19 protein-coding genes are annotated in these 15,379 nt (G+C 39.7%); 10 read left to right on the top strand and 9 right to left on the bottom strand.

Translation table 11 applies throughout. From position 1 onward, the window contains the following. Positions 1 to 172 precede the first annotated feature (172 nt). Positions 173 to 436: a hypothetical protein gene (locus ACC612_RS10345; protein WP_371854453.1), complete on the bottom strand. Its 264-nt coding sequence runs from the start codon at positions 434 to 436 to the stop codon at positions 173 to 175. A 256-nt stretch (positions 437 to 692) separates the two neighbouring features. Here ACC612_RS10345 and ACC612_RS10340 point away from each other — a divergent pair, with 256 nt between their 5' ends. From ACC612_RS10340 to ACC612_RS10325, 4 genes are all read left to right on the top strand, one after another. Beyond that, positions 693 to 1,742 carry a deoxyhypusine synthase gene (locus tag ACC612_RS10340; RefSeq protein ID WP_371854452.1) on the top strand — a complete coding sequence of 350 codons (1,050 nt, stop codon included), beginning with the start codon at positions 693 to 695 and terminating at the stop codon, positions 1,740 to 1,742. Between the two features lie 150 nt (positions 1,743 to 1,892). After that, positions 1,893 to 2,402 (top strand): ArsR family transcriptional regulator, encoded by a 510-nt coding sequence (locus tag ACC612_RS10335; protein WP_371854451.1) that lies wholly within the window; start codon positions 1,893 to 1,895, stop codon positions 2,400 to 2,402. Next, positions 2,399 to 3,187: a winged helix-turn-helix transcriptional regulator gene (locus ACC612_RS10330; RefSeq protein WP_371854450.1), complete on the top strand. Its 789-nt coding sequence runs from the start codon at positions 2,399 to 2,401 to the stop codon at positions 3,185 to 3,187. The genes ACC612_RS10335 and ACC612_RS10330 overlap by 4 nt, the downstream gene beginning before the upstream one ends. An 18-nt stretch (positions 3,188 to 3,205) precedes the next feature. Next, positions 3,206 to 3,736 carry a metallophosphoesterase gene (locus tag ACC612_RS10325; RefSeq protein ID WP_371854449.1) on the top strand — a complete coding sequence of 177 codons (531 nt, stop codon included), beginning with the start codon at positions 3,206 to 3,208 and terminating at the stop codon, positions 3,734 to 3,736. Between the two features lie 6 nt (positions 3,737 to 3,742). Here the strand turns inward: ACC612_RS10325 and ACC612_RS10320 are convergent, their stop codons facing one another. The 3 genes from ACC612_RS10320 to ACC612_RS10310 form a co-directional block, all read right to left on the bottom strand. Continuing rightward, a complete protein-coding gene (locus tag ACC612_RS10320) occupies positions 3,743 to 3,973 on the bottom strand; it encodes a hypothetical protein (RefSeq protein ID WP_371854448.1) in 231 nt (76 codons plus the stop codon). Between the two features lie 101 nt (positions 3,974 to 4,074). Further along, positions 4,075 to 4,641 carry an RPA family protein gene (locus ACC612_RS10315; RefSeq protein ID WP_371854447.1) on the bottom strand — a complete coding sequence of 189 codons (567 nt, stop codon included), beginning with the start codon at positions 4,639 to 4,641 and terminating at the stop codon, positions 4,075 to 4,077. Continuing rightward, positions 4,642 to 5,889 (bottom strand): replication protein A, encoded by a 1,248-nt coding sequence (locus tag ACC612_RS10310; RefSeq protein ID WP_371854446.1) that lies wholly within the window; start codon positions 5,887 to 5,889, stop codon positions 4,642 to 4,644. Positions 5,890 to 6,136: 247 nt separating this feature from the next. Between ACC612_RS10310 and ACC612_RS10305 the strand changes: the two genes are divergently transcribed. Further along, positions 6,137 to 8,383, top strand: coding sequence for an amino acid permease (locus ACC612_RS10305; protein WP_371854445.1), 2,247 nt, complete (start codon positions 6,137 to 6,139; stop codon positions 8,381 to 8,383). A gap of 64 nt (positions 8,384 to 8,447) precedes the next feature. Continuing rightward, the gene (locus ACC612_RS10300) at positions 8,448 to 9,371 is read left to right on the top strand and encodes an aldolase (RefSeq protein WP_371854444.1); all 924 of its coding nucleotides are present in this window, start codon (positions 8,448 to 8,450) and stop codon (positions 9,369 to 9,371) included. A 59-nt stretch (positions 9,372 to 9,430) separates the two neighbouring features. Here the strand turns inward: ACC612_RS10300 and ACC612_RS10295 are convergent, their stop codons facing one another. Beyond that, positions 9,431 to 10,021 (bottom strand): hypothetical protein, encoded by a 591-nt coding sequence (locus ACC612_RS10295; RefSeq protein WP_371854443.1) that lies wholly within the window; start codon positions 10,019 to 10,021, stop codon positions 9,431 to 9,433. Between the two features lie 153 nt (positions 10,022 to 10,174). Between ACC612_RS10295 and ACC612_RS10290 the strand changes: the two genes are divergently transcribed. Beyond that, positions 10,175 to 10,495, top strand: coding sequence for a hypothetical protein (locus ACC612_RS10290; protein ID WP_371854442.1), 321 nt, complete (start codon positions 10,175 to 10,177; stop codon positions 10,493 to 10,495). Between the two features lie 8 nt (positions 10,496 to 10,503). Here the strand turns inward: ACC612_RS10290 and ACC612_RS10285 are convergent, their stop codons facing one another. Beyond that, on the bottom strand, positions 10,504 to 11,376 hold the full coding sequence (locus ACC612_RS10285) for an RPA family protein (RefSeq protein ID WP_371854441.1): 873 nt from the start codon (positions 11,374 to 11,376) through the stop codon (positions 10,504 to 10,506). A 4-nt stretch (positions 11,377 to 11,380) separates the two neighbouring features. Next, positions 11,381 to 12,682 (bottom strand): Single-stranded DNA binding protein, encoded by a 1,302-nt coding sequence (locus ACC612_RS10280; protein ID WP_371854440.1) that lies wholly within the window; start codon positions 12,680 to 12,682, stop codon positions 11,381 to 11,383. Positions 12,683 to 12,715: 33 nt separating this feature from the next. Between ACC612_RS10280 and ACC612_RS10275 the strand changes: the two genes are divergently transcribed. From ACC612_RS10275 to ACC612_RS10265, 3 genes are all read left to right on the top strand, one after another. Next, entirely contained in the window at positions 12,716 to 12,856 is a 141-nt protein-coding gene (locus ACC612_RS10275) for a hypothetical protein (protein ID WP_371854439.1), read from the top strand. A gap of 5 nt (positions 12,857 to 12,861) precedes the next feature. After that, the gene (locus tag ACC612_RS10270; protein ID WP_371854438.1) at positions 12,862 to 13,305 is read left to right on the top strand and encodes a flavodoxin domain-containing protein; all 444 of its coding nucleotides are present in this window, start codon (positions 12,862 to 12,864) and stop codon (positions 13,303 to 13,305) included. A 222-nt stretch (positions 13,306 to 13,527) separates the two neighbouring features. Next, positions 13,528 to 13,752 carry a histone family protein gene (locus ACC612_RS10265; RefSeq protein WP_321419338.1) on the top strand — a complete coding sequence of 75 codons (225 nt, stop codon included), beginning with the start codon at positions 13,528 to 13,530 and terminating at the stop codon, positions 13,750 to 13,752. Positions 13,753 to 13,781: 29 nt separating this feature from the next. Here ACC612_RS10265 and ACC612_RS10260 read toward each other — a convergent pair whose 3' ends face one another. Next, positions 13,782 to 14,288, bottom strand: coding sequence for a COG2426 family protein (locus tag ACC612_RS10260; RefSeq protein WP_371854437.1), 507 nt, complete (start codon positions 14,286 to 14,288; stop codon positions 13,782 to 13,784). Between the two features lies 1 nt (position 14,289). Then, on the bottom strand, positions 14,290 to 15,246 hold the full coding sequence (locus tag ACC612_RS10255) for a replication factor C small subunit (RefSeq protein WP_371854454.1): 957 nt from the start codon (positions 15,244 to 15,246) through the stop codon (positions 14,290 to 14,292). Positions 15,247 to 15,379: the final 133 nt, after the last annotated feature.

Below are 15,379 nucleotides of genomic sequence, written 5' to 3'. Positions count from 1 at the left end.
TTCGTTTAGTGGTATAAGCGGAGGTTGCATAATATATCACAGAGGAGGATTATACGTCCTCCTCAATAAATATTACGATTTTATTCTGCTTTAATTCTGATTTAAAAATCAGATGGACTGTACTTTTGTAAGGGGAGGTATTATACACCTATGAGGTCCTAAAAAAGGATGATTATTGCTGCAATAGAGAGGGAATCTCAGAGGACCCTATATCAATATATAAATCAGATGAACCGTTTAAAAGATGCTCTTTATTATAAATTTCGGTATTTGATAAAGTACTTATTTCTACTTTTATATTATGGACTCCATTATCTTCATTGTGTACTTTAAAAAATGGAAGTGATTTATCCCTTGAATAAGATGGATAAACAATAGCAACTGCTAATATGATTAAGACAACAATCATTGCTAGAAATATTTTTTTATAATTCATTAGCACCACTTTTAGAATATAATTAAACACTGTTTTTTACTTGTACTTTACCCACATTTGGAGTAAGAGATAAATAATTATGTATCAGTAGGCTATCAGAATTTCTTAACTCTAATTTGGCCCCGAAGGTTACGCTTAATTACGATGGTGCACAAGATATATTTTCCAAAAGATGTGTTTCTCTGATCATTTACTGCTACTTGAATTGCAGACACATCAGAGTTTCATGATTCTGTCCATTTAGAGGTGTACAAGGATGGAACCGCATAAGATCAATGTTTTCACTCAAAACCCAACGAGACCTTTAGATGTCACAACCAAGTCTATAGGCCAGCTGGTAGATGGAATGCTATATACTGGATTCCAGGGCAGGAAACTTGCTGAATCTGTACAGGCATGGGATAATATGCTCAAAGAAGAGAAGCTTACTGTCATGATGGGACTTACAGGTGCAATGGTGCCAGCAGGCATGAGAAAAGTGATAGTACACCTCATTAAGAACAGGATGATCGACTGCCTTGTGAGCACAGGGGCAAATCTATTCCATGACTGTCACGAAGCTTTAGGAAAAAAGCATTATGTTGGTTCTCACCTTGCCAACGATGAAGAACTCTTTAGGCATGGAGTCGACAGAATATATGATGTTTTCGCTTTTGAAGAAGAGTTCAGACATACAGATCACCTGATAGCTAATTTTGCAAAAACACTTCATGGGAGAAGAATGTCTTCAAGAGAGTTCATAGCCCTGCTTGGAAAGAAAATATGTGAAGAAGGCAATGGAGATGAGTCCATAGTTGGAAGCGCTTACAAATATGGTGTACCCATATTTGTACCTGCTCTTGGGGATAGTTCAATTGGAATTGGATTGACCATTGCAAGAAGAGAAGGGTTTGATGTGGATGTGGATCAGATCAAGGATGTAGATGAAATTACTCGTATTGTGGAAGCGTCTGGTAAAACCGGAGTAGTCTACGTCGGCGGCGGAGTGCCTAAGAATTTCATACAGCAGACAGAAGTTGTGGCCTCCATAATGGGTGCGGATATTGCAGGACATGATTACGCAATACAATATACTACAGACGTCCCTCACTGGGGCGGCCTATCTGGATGTACTTTTGATGAAGCGGTTTCCTGGGGTAAAATAGCTGCAGAAGCAAAGAAAGTTCAGGTCTTTGTAGATGCTACAATTGCACTCCCTATTGTGGTACATGCATTGCATGAGAAAAAATTGAACGATAAACGAAAATTCCCACTATTCATTTGGAAGGAAAATGGGTGTTTAGATATCGATTTCAACACATTCTGAAATCACAACACCTTTATTAAGATTAAGGAACATATAATATTGGCAAAAAGTGTTCTGATGGATTAACTGTATTTTTGGATCGGTTGTACTTGTGAGTCTCTAGATAGAACTTGTCTCGATCCATATGAGGTACATTCAGAGGTTAATGCTATGAATAAACGGACAAGAATTATTAATGATCCTTCCGAACTTGTACCACTCCTCCAAATTTTTGGGTCGAAGCGGCACAAAAAAGTATTCGATGCCCTTTTAAATTTATGGATGACAAAGGATGAACTCGAGGAAACACTGGGAACGGATGTCGCACAGAGTATAAAGATTCTTAAGAAAAGTGGTTTGATAGAGAGCCAGTGGCACATGCCGGAACCGGGAAAGACGCCACAAAAAGAATACCATAGCTCTTACTCAAAGGTTCAGACAAATTTTCAATGTTCTGTGGAAGATATGAGTGACATAATAATGCTGACATTTAAGCCCTATGAAGAAGTAAAAGATGCTATCGAAGAACTCGAGAAACTTGTGCTTGAAGGGAATGAATCCATGAGTAGCCTGACAAGAGCATTGAATAAAAGCCCGATGTATATCCGTGCAGTTGCACGAAGATCTGATAAATTGGCAGTGATGGGGCAACGTATTAAGGAAGTCGAGGATAAGGAATGATCGAACTTCTTAGTAGTAAGAGTGGCATAACTAAGTTTCAGATACTCATCGAAGTAGCTGCACACCAGCCAAATGTGCGTCAAAAGGAGATTGCCGAAAAGATCGGTGTAACTCCTCAGGCAGTCTCAGAGTACATAAAAGAGCTTGTTGCAGAAGGATTGGTGAGTTCCGAAGGCAGAGTAAGGTATCGGATCACAAAACAAGGTGTCGAATGGGTTCTGGAAAATGCCGCCGAGATGAAAAGGTATGCCAGGTTTGTGATGAGTGATATCATTAGCCATGTATCCACCTGGACTGCCATCGCCGATGAAGATGTGGATGCAGAGCAGGAAGTATATCTGACAATGAGGAAAGGCTTGCTCTACGTGAGCACACGGGATGTCACCAATGCTACTGGTACAACCATTTCCAATGCATTGAAAGGAGAGGATGTAGGTGTCACTGATCTGATGGGACTCATAGACCTGGAAAATGCGAGCATTACCGTCTGTAAGATACCACGTGTCGAGCGAGGTGGATCCAAGAATGTTGACCTGGAGAGGTTGAAGAATCTTGTCAAATCAAAATCATATCTTGCTACTATTGGAGTCGAATCGCTGATAGCTCTTAGAAGAGTAGGAAGGGAGCCAGATGTAATGTTTGGAGCAAAGGAATCTGTAATAGAGGCAGCATTCCACGGCCTTTCTTCATTAGTACTTGCTATCGACGAAGAGGTTCCCGGCATATTAAGCCGTCTTGAAAGTGAGGATCTAGAGTACGAACTTGTTGATCTGTCTCTACACTAAAATTACAGAGGGAAGCAATTGAGAATCATAGCTATCTCGGATACACACATCGAAACCGGAGTAATACCAAAGTATCTGGCAGATGTAATTGGAGATTATGATATAATTGTTCACGCGGGCGATTTTACATCTTACGAATGTTACAAGGAATTTGAAGCTACCGGAAAACTAAAAGCTGTGCACGGAAATGCAGATCATGCCCCGATAAAGCAGGTGCTTCCTGAAAAAGTTACTTTTGAAGTAGAAGGCATGAAGATAGGAATAGTCCATGAAGGAGCATTGTCTCTGAACGATACTACCGCTCTTAGATACCTTGCTTTAGAGATGGAAGTCGATATACTCATTTTTGGTCATCTCCACAGACCTCTTATAGAAAAGAGTGATGTGCTTCTGATATGTCCAGGATCGCCTACCAAGCCCAGGATGTCTGACCCGTGTGCAGTAGAGATCGAAATAAAAGACGGAAAAATATCCAGTGAAATAATTGAAATAGTTGGTCAGTCCTGTGACTATATTGAGTACTCGCGCAAACTTGCAGAAGGAAAGTGAGACAATTTAGGTACCATTGACTGTTTCGATCTTAAACATGACACCTGTATCTTTCAATGTCATTTGTACTTTGTCCCCAAAATTGACGATCTCATCTGTGTTTACGTTATTTCCCCAATCGAAAACATAGTCATAAGAGCCCTTCACTGGAGTAAAGCCCATAGACATCAGACTACGAGTAACCTCTGAGGGTCTTGCCCCATTACTACTGAACCAAATCAGAAGATATGTCTTCATATTGATCAATAAGTTATTGATTGTCTTGCTTATTGTTCTTTTGCTTCCGCAGGAAATATAATAAGAAATTATAAAAATTGCAGGTTATCAAACCTGCAAGATCAATATTCTTCCTGCAAAGACCTAAGAGCCTTCAAAACCATGGAAGCGTAATGCTTTGTATCGGTCTTGTAATGTTCTTTTGCCCTTAAGGCATCGGGGCTGGATTCAGATAGGCTTTTCAGTCTCTCCAGCGTAGCCTTAGCAGTATCAAGTACCCATAGATCCCTTGTTTCACCATCTACAATATACATTGATTCCGGCCTTACAGATGTCCTGATATCTCCTTCTGGAGTAGTATATGTACTGGGCTTTCCAATGATGGCTACAAATTCCGGAGTATCACACTCTGCAAGCACCTGAGCAGCTTCTGGCTGGTACTGGCCCGCATATATGAAGAAAGAACCGGTTGGATCTGACACTCTCCCACGCCAGTATTCAGAATCACTGCCAATATCTTCTTTTTCAGTAAGGGTCCCAACTATGAACATCCTGTTTACTTTTGCACCAGTCGGAGTGAACAAGTACTGAGGAGAATACTGATCATCACCATCCTTGAAAGTCAGATTGGATTCCCTGAATTCCTGAGCGAACAGTCTTCTTGCGACTTCACGGGTATAGCCTGCCATTTAGATCACCTCAGCCTCTTTTATGAGCTCAGCAAGCAATTTTTGATCCAGAACAGACTCCTGTTCAATAGATTCTACAAGTATGTACCTGTCAACCCGCGGCCCTGAAACTTTATAATACTTACCTACAAGCTTTTGTTTCATAGCTTCCAGGACTACTCCCTGATCAAGTGCATCAGCAGCCATAGCTATGGCACTTTCCAGAGTGATCCCGGAGACATCTTCTGTAACGTCCCTTTTAAGAAGTATATCCTGAGTAATGGCCCCCGTATCAAGAACAGCTTTGAGGCGCAGATCATAAACACCATCCACCTTACCGTGCTCCGCACATGCACCTTTAGTTAAGGAGCGATTACATTGAGGACAACGTTTTATGAGCCCTGACCCTGATTGAATATCAACCATTGCAGCTGTAAGAACAGTATCTCTGGTATTGACCTCTATTTCATCAAATATCTCTTCAATGGAACTACTCTTATTCAGAGTGATCTCAAACTTTCCGTTCCATTCACTGGTCACAGCATTTCGGAAAAGATAGTTCTTTCCTTCAACTAGATCTACAGGGATCTCAGCGCTTGCCCATTTGATGAACTTGATACTTCCTGTTTCATCACCAATGAGACCTACCTGGGAAATCGATTCTTTATTATTTTCCCATAACTGGACGATCTTTCCCTTCAGATCAACCCATCTTCCATCCTCAGAAATATCAGCGACCTTTACAAGAGAAGCAACTCCCTTTGACCTACTTTGGACATGTATGTCATCAGCTATTTCTTCAATAGAACTGCTCTTATTGAGAGTTACCTCCATTTTGCCATTCCACTCGCTTGAAACAACATTTTTGAAAATATAACTTCTTCCCTCTTCAACAGCCGGTACCTCTGCAGCCGCCCAGGCAATGAATTTTATAGTCCCTGTTTCATCTGCCAGCAATCCAACTTGAGAAATGGATCCATGAGTATTTTCCCATATCTGAACAACTTTTACCTTTAAGTTAACCCATTTTCCATCTTCGGAGATGTCAGCCACCTTTGAAAAGGTCGCTTCTCCCTGGCCACCATAGAACTTGTCTTTAGAAAGACTATATTCCTTCAAGAAAAAATTGACAACACTTCTCTTAGCCTCTTCCTGAGGAACCTTAAATTTTACTATAAGCTTTTCAAGCCTTTCTTCTATCTTTTCAGCCGGGATATCCACACCAAGTTCCTGAAACTTAGTTTTAATGTCTGCTACCATTACGTTCATTTTCTACCTCAAGCCTCTGGGTTGTTTCTTATAGAGAGGCAAATAGAAGTATCATGTACAAGTATAAATATAGACAGTATAGCATGGTGAAAGTATTCCTTCAAAGGTAAGTCTGCAAATATGCTGAAAAGGCATATTGATAAATTAAGAGACAAGTAAAGAACCAGAATACATAGATACATAAATTTTCCGTAAGTTATATAAAAGGTTCTTGGGGTTTAGTATATGCTTAATATGGAGATAGTGGATGGTAGCAATTAAGTCAGAAGAAAGGCTTGGGCGCAGCCTTGGTTTCTTTGAAACATTTGCCATAGGAACAGGCACCATGATAGGTGCAGGCATATTTATATTGCCATCAATAGCTATTTCCCAGGCCGGTCCTGCGTCTATCATTTCTTTCCTGATAGGAGGATTAATCTCTATGGCAACAGCCATCAGTGTAGCTGAACTGGCTACAGGGATGCCAAAGGCCGGAGGGAGTTATTATTTCATAAGTAGAGCTATGGGTGCTTCTTTTGGTGCGATCATTGGTTTTGGAGCATGGCTTGCATTAGTATTCAAAGGCTCCTTTGCACTTGTAGGCCTTGCAGATTATGTTTTTGTATTATACCCAATACCCATATTGATCACAGCAATTGTGTCGGGATTGATATTAATATTGATAAACTATCGGGGTGCAAGGAGCAGTGGATCTTTACAGAACATAATTGTGATCTTTTTATTGGCGATATTAGCAATATTTATAATGCAAGGATCTTTAATGGTTGAGACTTCAAATTTCAGTCCTTTCATGCCCTTTGGTCCTACTTCTATATTCGCGACAACTGGGCTTATATTTATTTCGTATCTTGGAATCACACAGCTCGCGGCCCTCTCTGAAGAAGTCAAAAATCCAGCAAAAAACCTCCCAAGAGCTCTTATTGCTTCGGTTGTAACTGTGACGCTAATCTATACCGCTATAATGATAGTAATAAGTGGTACTTTAACTTTTGAAGAATCGATCAATACCAATACACCACTTGTAGATGTTGCTATAATGATGGATGGAACCTTTGGAAAAGTCATGATAGTCCTTGCAGGTCTATTTGCTACAATTTCCACTGCTAATGCCGCTGTGCTCTCATCATCAAGGTTTCCTTTTGCCATGGGAAGAGACAAACTCATACCAGAATGGTTTGTCAAGATACATGATAAACACGAAACACCACATCGTGCTATTATAGTTAGTGGAATTGTAATGATAGCGCTTTTGCTGATATTCAATGTAGAGCAATTAGCTAAACTGGGAAGTGCGTTTAATATTTTGATATATGTACTGATCAATGCCTCCGTAATAATTTTGAGGAAAAGATCACTTAAAGGCTACAAGCCTACATTCACTGACCCGTTATACCCTTATACACAAATAATAGGCATTATAGGAAGTCTTGCGTTATTGCCCTTAATGGGATTGCTACCCATACTATTCACATTATTTGTAGTATTTGTGGGAGCAATCTGGTACAAGTATTATGGATTAGGAAAAGCTATTCCAAAATATAATATATTTGATATGCTTGAAAACAACGTATATCCTAAAAACGTGACAACTAATTCACAAATTAAGATACTGGTCCCCATAGCTAACCCAGAACAGGAGATTGATCTGTTACAACTTGCTGATAATATTGGAGACGACATAATTGGCCTTAATGTGATCAGAATCCCAAAACAAACAAGCTTATCTGCTGCAAGAGATGCATTTCATACCAGCAAGAATACTATGGAAACCCTCCTAATAGAAAAATTTGAAGAGTTCCCTATAATAGTTGGTCATGAAAGAGAATATATAATAGCATTTGATCACAGTGTTGCAAATTCAATAATAGAGCAGGCAGACATTGAAAATGTTGATTTTATAGTAATAGGCTGGCATGAACTAAATAGGTTACATTATTCCATGGGAAACGTTGCAACTAAAGTGCTTGCTCTCGCAAAGAACAACATAGTTATGCTGAATGGGTACTTCCCTCAGAAAATAGAGAGAATACTGGTTGCTTATAATAATAAAGAGAATTCACAATATGGACTTACCCTTGCAAAAAGATTAGCAAAGAATACAGGAGCAAAAATACATATACTGCGAGTAGTCAAGCCAAACGATAAAGAAGAGAAGAAAACTAAAATTAGATATGAACTCGAACAGATAGTCAAAGGGGATAAGGACAATCTCATCAGCTACGAAATGAAAGAACACTATTCTGTAGAGAATGGCATACTTGGATCAGTTGAAAAGGCTGATATGTTGATAATAGGAGATTCAAGCCAACGATTTAGACTTTCTTTGCTTGGAATGTTATCATACAATGTAGCCAAGAGATCAAATCGACCTGTATTAATAGTAAAACGACATAAACCACTGTCAAGAGAAGGCATTAGTAATGCACTTATGAAAAAGATTATAAAAATGACACCTATAAGGAAGGGATTCAAAATGGTCCATAAAAAACAATGATAGATAGAAATATTCATTATTTAAATACGCCTATTAATCAACGAGAATAAATTAGGTGAAGAACATGATTTCGATCAAACCCAGTGATATTAAGGTGCCTCTGGATGTACCAAAAGAGGCTCGTGAAACGTATATTGAGAATTATATGGAAATTACAAAGAACACAGGCAAACTCATGCTTTTTGCAGGTGACCAGAAAGTAGAGCACCTGAATGATGACTTCTTTGGAGAAGATACTGCTGCAGATGATAATGATCCCGAACATCTGTTTAGAATAGCTCAGCAAGGAAAAATAGGTGTTTTCGCCACCCAGTTAGGGCTCATTGCAAGATATGGAATGGATTATACAGATGTGCCATATCTTGTGAAGATCAACTCTAAGACTCATCTGGTTCCAACAAAGCAACTGGACCCCTTTAGCAACCAGTGGTATGATGTGGATCAGATAGCAGAGTTCAGGGACAATAGCAAACTGAAGATACTTGGAGTAGGTTATACTATTTATTTGGGCAGTGAATTTGAAGCAGATATGCTTGCACAGGCTGCACAAATCGTCTACGATGCACACCAGTATGGAATGGTTACGGTACTTTGGATATACCCACGCGGTGCTGCTGTAGCTGATGAGAAAGACCCTCACCTTATTGCAGGTGCAACTGGCGTAGGTGCTTGCCTGAACGCTGATTTTGTTAAAGTTAACTATCCAAAGAAAGAAGGCTGCTCATCTGCAGAGATATTCAAAGAAGCTGTATTGGCTGCTGGCAGGACAAAAGTAGTATGTGCCGGAGGGTCAAGCGATGATCCAAAATCTTTCCTTAAGAAACTCCATGACCAGATACACATAAGTGGTGCAATGGGCAACGCTACTGGCCGCAACATTCACCAGAAAACCTTGGATGAGGCAGTACGCATGTGTAATGCTATATATGCGATAACTGTAGAAGGAGCAACTATAGAAGAAGCTCTCACTATATACAATAAGAAATAAAAGGCTGGAATTCCAGCCTTTCTTTTTTAAAAACACATAAAAGAATAAAATTGCGGCTTTCAGTTTCCGCAAGAACATTCAAAGTCAAAGCCCAGAATGAAAGTTCCTGTTCCATGGCTTTGAGGCAATCCCATCTTTTGCTTAAGATATTCATCCGTAGGAGGAGATGGAGAAGCGAGAGCAACATTGCAGATATGAGGTAATTCATCTACCTCAGCACATGGTTTTGGCGGCAATACAACAATGAGAGGATCATTCTTTGGATCAATCGACTTTAGTAACTCTTTATCGTAGATGACAATGTTACCAATGACAAGATTATCCCTGCAGGATTTTAATTCATTGAGCTTACATTCATCATCCATGTCTTCTCCAACCACCCGATCATGATGCATAAGCACGACATTGGGACAAGCAGGCCATACATAATCCATACTAGTAGTGAATGGAATTACCACGTCTTTCTTGAGTACCTCTTTAACACCACGATTATCACCACGGCCAAGACCCATAAGAGTCATTTCATCTGCTTTTTTTTCGAGTTCCTTGATGTTTTCCCTGTCCTCTTCAAGAAGGACATAGGTTTCACCTACACCCTTTATTTCCTTGAGGCGCTGCCGAACCCTTTCGATTATTTCTTCACGTTGCATCATAGTGCCTCCTTTTATAACCATCAGACTTAAGATGATTGTTAAGTCAATGTCTCATTATTTAAGCATACCGGGATATTGAGCCTTCATCATCATAAAGACAAACACAAAAGTATATAAGGTGTATTTGGACAATATTAATTGGTGCAAATAATGACCGAAGTAAAAGTAAACTCCAGAATCTGCGGCTTTACTCATAAGATCAGTGGCAAGGTAGAAGGTAAGAACATGATAATAGATATCGAAACCCCTTGCAAAAAGATAAGCTCAGCCTCACACATGGAGATTCCAATGAAAGAACTTTATGACCCACTATATAGTGATAATCCTGTATTTCAAAAGGTCAAAGAGGCAAAATGGTGCTCCACGTGCCTTGTACCTTGTGGGATAATGCATGTATGCAGAATGGATATGGGCACAATCTCCAAAACACTAGCAAAGAACTCAGGGGGCATCAGTATTGAATTCGAATGAGATCTTCATCAAATGAGTTTCAAAATACCAATCTTGGGTTCATAGCACTCTCCTTTAGCAAGGAGAGACTTGACCCCAATGTCAGAAACTTCTTCCTGGATACCTCTTAATTTAGCCCGTTCCAGCAAGCAACTATACTGCACACCTTTACCTTTATCTAGTTCTTTAAGGATCTCAAGAATTACATTTTCAGTATCTTCATTTTGCTTATTCTGAACGCTTGCATTTTCCTTAATGGAAAGCAGAGCTTCACGAATTATTTGTTTAAACCCAGAGATGTATTCCATATCTGTACCATAGAATTCAATAGCATCATGAATAGCTTCACTTGAGTCAAAATCTATTCCCTCTTTTTCAAGTGAATCTGCCAGGTCATCCCTATTTCCACCTGACAAGAATTGGCTTAGAAGATCAAACCTTTTTAAAGTCAGATCTGCAGTATCTACTACCCACCTGTCCCGAATGATACTTGTTACATTGTTGATCTCTTCTGGCCTTATAGAAATGAATACTGAACCTTTCTCAGGTTCATAAATCCTCGCCTTGCCAACCACAGCAACGTAAGAGGGCACTTCCACCGTCGACAGAAAAATGGCAGCTTCGGGCTGATATTGACCTGCATATACTATAAATACCCCGGTTGGGTCAGATATACGAGCCCTCCAAAGCTCTCGTTCTTTTCCAGCTTCTGAACCTAGATTCTCAACCTCTGTAATTACCCCGGCCACAAAGACCCTATTAATGCGCACACCCGTGGGAGATATTAGGAGATTGGGAGAATTCACATCAGATAAATCATCCGCAGAAACACTTGCAAGACTCAAAGTAGAATCATTGAACTCTTTTGCAAAAACTCTCTGAGCCACTTCCCTTTCAGACATAATATCAGCTATCCTCTGGTAATTTTTGCAATAAGCATTCTAAACGGGAAAGGAGAGCATCTTCCGGCAGCCAGGCGGACCTCGCAACGATGGTTGTACCAAACTCGTTTTTCGAAGAATTACCTCTTACAGTGAGATAACTTCCGATAAGAGATCTTTTCATGCTTTCATAAACAGCATCCTTTGATAAGGAATCTTTCATAATGTTCTCAGCTTCTTCCATAGATTCACCAAAAACAATCTCCGAAAGTTCCTTGTTCAGCATAATGTAGACAGCTCCTGTACCATCATCAAGTATTGCCTTGATACGCATGTCTTTGATACCGGTAACATTCCCATGTGCTCTGCAAATATTGTTCTGTATAACTCGATTACAGACCGGACACCGCTCTATTATTCCTGAACCCGGGCGCACGGAAATTATGTTCCCTGTAACCACCACATCAAAAATACCATCTTTTTCAAGAACGGAAGATATAGGGACCGAAGTTGATTCATCACTTATAAGGTCCTTTTTTGAAAAAGGAGATTGGTCTTTAGGAAGTATTTCCCAAGACGTTTCATTTGTGAAATTTAAAGATGGAATTCCCCTAAAAAGCCTCACTTGAGCAGCTTTGAAGCTAATGAAACTGCCAATATCCACACCCTTCATGGGCAGCCATGAAGTAAAAGGAAGCTTTCCAGTTTCATCTGCGACAACTCCTTCTATAATTTTTGTATCAGTCCCTTTGATGCTGACATCCCGATGATACATCTCAGTGACTATTCCCTTAGAACTTACCAGCATATCTGAAGAATTGATTTCAATGATCTTTTTAGATTGAGTAAAAAGCTGTTCATCTCTCGGCATAGAGGGGTCTTCGGGGAGCTTCTCTACAACAGAACGTTGTCCAAAATTGAGTTCAGGACGATTATTCCAATGTTTCATATAGGCATTATGTACTCTGATAATGTCCCCTTCCTTTAAAGAAAAATCACTCCATGCAGTAAAAAAGCAAACACCAGTTTCGTCTGCGACCTTGCCTGAATATAGATTCAGAGTCTCCCCTTTAAGAACAAAACTTTTTTTCTCGACTGCGAGAACTCTTCCATTTAAAGTGAAACTTTTTGGCGCCTGGAAAATATCCTTGATTTTTATCTCCGGACCTTCTTTTGAGCTGAATTTATTTAGAATTGTTCTTTTTGCTTCGTCAAGAGGTACACGGAACTTGAGGAGTTTATTGAATTCGTTTTTTATATCATCTTGATCAATGCCATTAAGCGCCTTTGCCAGCTCTTCAATATGAGGCGCATATTTCTCACTCATCCATGAACCTCCTTTAAACAAGGGTTAAGGTTCATGATGAACCTGATAGGCAATAAACATATCCTGAATGTAGAGATCTGGAAAGATTTATCAAAGAAAAAAATCCATTTAAAAATAGGGGACTTGTTTGAGATTATATTTTATCCTGAGTCCTCAGAAGAAAACAGGGGATAAACAAAATGACTAAACTTGCAATAGTTTATCTTAGTACCCAGGGAAGCACTCAAATGATGGCTGAGGCTATAGCTGAAGGTGTAAGACAGAAACATATAGAAGTAAGAGTGGATAACTTCTATGAGTGGGATCCAAAAGATGCTGCCAGTTACGATGGCATAGCTATAGGTTCTTCGACATTTTATTATAAGATGCTTGAACCCATTGCAAAATTCCTTGATGCATTAATAACTGAGGGAGTCGAAGGAAAAGTAGGGGCTGCATTTGGATCTTATGGATGGAGTGGAGAAGCACCTGTTATGATAGCGGAAAAAATGCGTGAGGCAGGTATGAAAGTAGTAGACCCTGTTCTGAGGGTACAATATGTCCCCGAGGAAAAAGACTTGAAAGAGTGTCAGCGTTTGGGAAAGGATATTGCTACAAAACTGAAAAAACTCGGAAAAGAGTAATAGCACCCTATTGCTTCTTTTTAGAATCATGATGCCACAAAATTGGATAATTGTGCTAATAGTACATTATTTATAACATATTTACCCTATTATACCGTTGTTCAACACTTAAAGACAATTATGCATTATAAATCATCGAAGATAACTATTTATAATGCATTTTTGTAATCAAGTACTTAATAGGAATCCAATCTGAAATTAGCATATTTAGGAGGACAAAAATTGACAATAATTCCACTTGCACCAATAGAAAGGCTTATAAGAAGTGCTGGTTCCCAAAGAGTTAGTGAATCCGCAGCAATGGCTCTATCCGAGATACTCGAAGAGTATGGTTTGGATATTTCCAGAGAAGCGATAAAGCTAGCCGAACATGCAGGAAGGAAAACTGTAAAATCTGAAGACATCGCCCTTGCAAAGGACATGCTTTCCAAGAAGATGTACAAGTAATTACAGTTTATATTTTTCCATATTAATATTCAAAGAAACAGGTTAGACAGACTTACCCCGCCGAGAGTAACGACTGTCACAATTAGACCTGCAATGAGAACTCCTGCAGTTATGGCCAAAAGGGCGTGCTTAAAGCCTATTCCAAAAACGAAAGCTGCAGCACAACCTGACCAGGCACCTGTTGCTGGGAAAGGAATGGCAACAAAGATAGCTAACCCTAAAGTGCCATATTTTTCAAATGTGTCTGAATGATTGCGATGGGTGCGGCTAAAAAGCCAAGTAAAAAACCGGTTCCATAACCTATATCTTCTTAAATAACTAGATACCGGATCCAGATATAACAGAAGAGGAATCACTGGTATCATATTACCCACAACTGCAAGTATATACGCCTCAACTGGATTCATTTGATATTGCAGTATTGCAATCGGTATGGCAGCCCTTAATTCTGCCACAGGTAAACAACTTATGAGTACTGTGGCAAGCCATTCAGGGAAGTTTCCAAAGATGTTTGTGAGCAATTCCTGAAGAGCCATTCTAATCCCTTCCTCTCAACGTAAAATGTGCAATCAATGCTTCAAGCTGGATCCTTTCATTGGCTCCTTCAGCTATTCTGAAATCCACTTCTCCTATAACATCAATCAGTTCAACCATTTTCCCCTGAGGAATTGAAAGATTGAACATCGCACGGTATATTTGACCTACTATATCTTCTCCTGAAAGCCCCTGGTCAAGAAGAAGCGTATCTAAATGTTTGCGTGCAGCCATGAAATTACCAGTAAGGGCAGTGTTGATCAGATCTGCGATCTGTTCAGGACGCGCTGTAGCAGTTATTTTGTAAATAGTATCTTTATGTACAGTCTTGTCAACTAGTGAAGCCGCCTGTAATGCATTGATAGCTTTACGCATATCACCTTGAGCTACATACTTTATAGCTTCTATACCATCGTCTGCAACTTCAAGTCCTTCATTGCTGGCCACAAACAACACTCTTTCAGTGACTGCATGATCCGAAAGAGGACGGAACCTGTAAACTGCACACCTTGACTGTATCGGCTCGATGATCTTTGAAGAATAGTTACAAGAAAGAATGAAACGACAATTATTGGTGTAACGCTCCATGGTCCTTCGCAATGCTGCCTGAGCATCTGATGTCAGAGCATCGGCCTCATCTAGGAAGATAATCTTAAAATCAGCCCCGCCGATTGGAGATGTTTTAGCAAAGTTCTTGATCTTAGTGCGCACAACATCAATTCCCCTTTCGTCAGATGCATTCAGCTCAGTGAAGTTCTCCCTCCATGAATCTAAAAAAAGCTCTTTGGCGATGGAAACAGCAGTAGCTGTTTTTCCTACCCCCGGGGGACCTGAAAAAAGCAAATGTGGAAGGTTTCGACTCTTTACATAGGATTTGAGTCTCTCAATAGCCTCTTTTTGACCTACAATATCATCAAGTCGCATAGGCCGGTATTTTTCGATCCATATCTCTTCTTTAATAATTTACCCTCCCTTCCGGAAAATGAGTAGTCCATAGATGGCGATAGGTATTTTTTAAACTTTCGAAGCCACAATGAAAGAGAAGAAAAAATCAAATTAATAAAAGATGTTGTGAAACACAACATCCTTACTT

Source organism: Methanomethylovorans sp. (genome assembly GCF_041447285.1).
In the GTDB taxonomy this organism is placed as follows: Archaea; Halobacteriota; Methanosarcinia; order Methanosarcinales; family Methanosarcinaceae; genus Methanomethylovorans.
The sequence above is the reverse complement of the archived record's forward strand: the minus strand, read 5'-3'. Positions and strand labels throughout refer to the sequence as shown.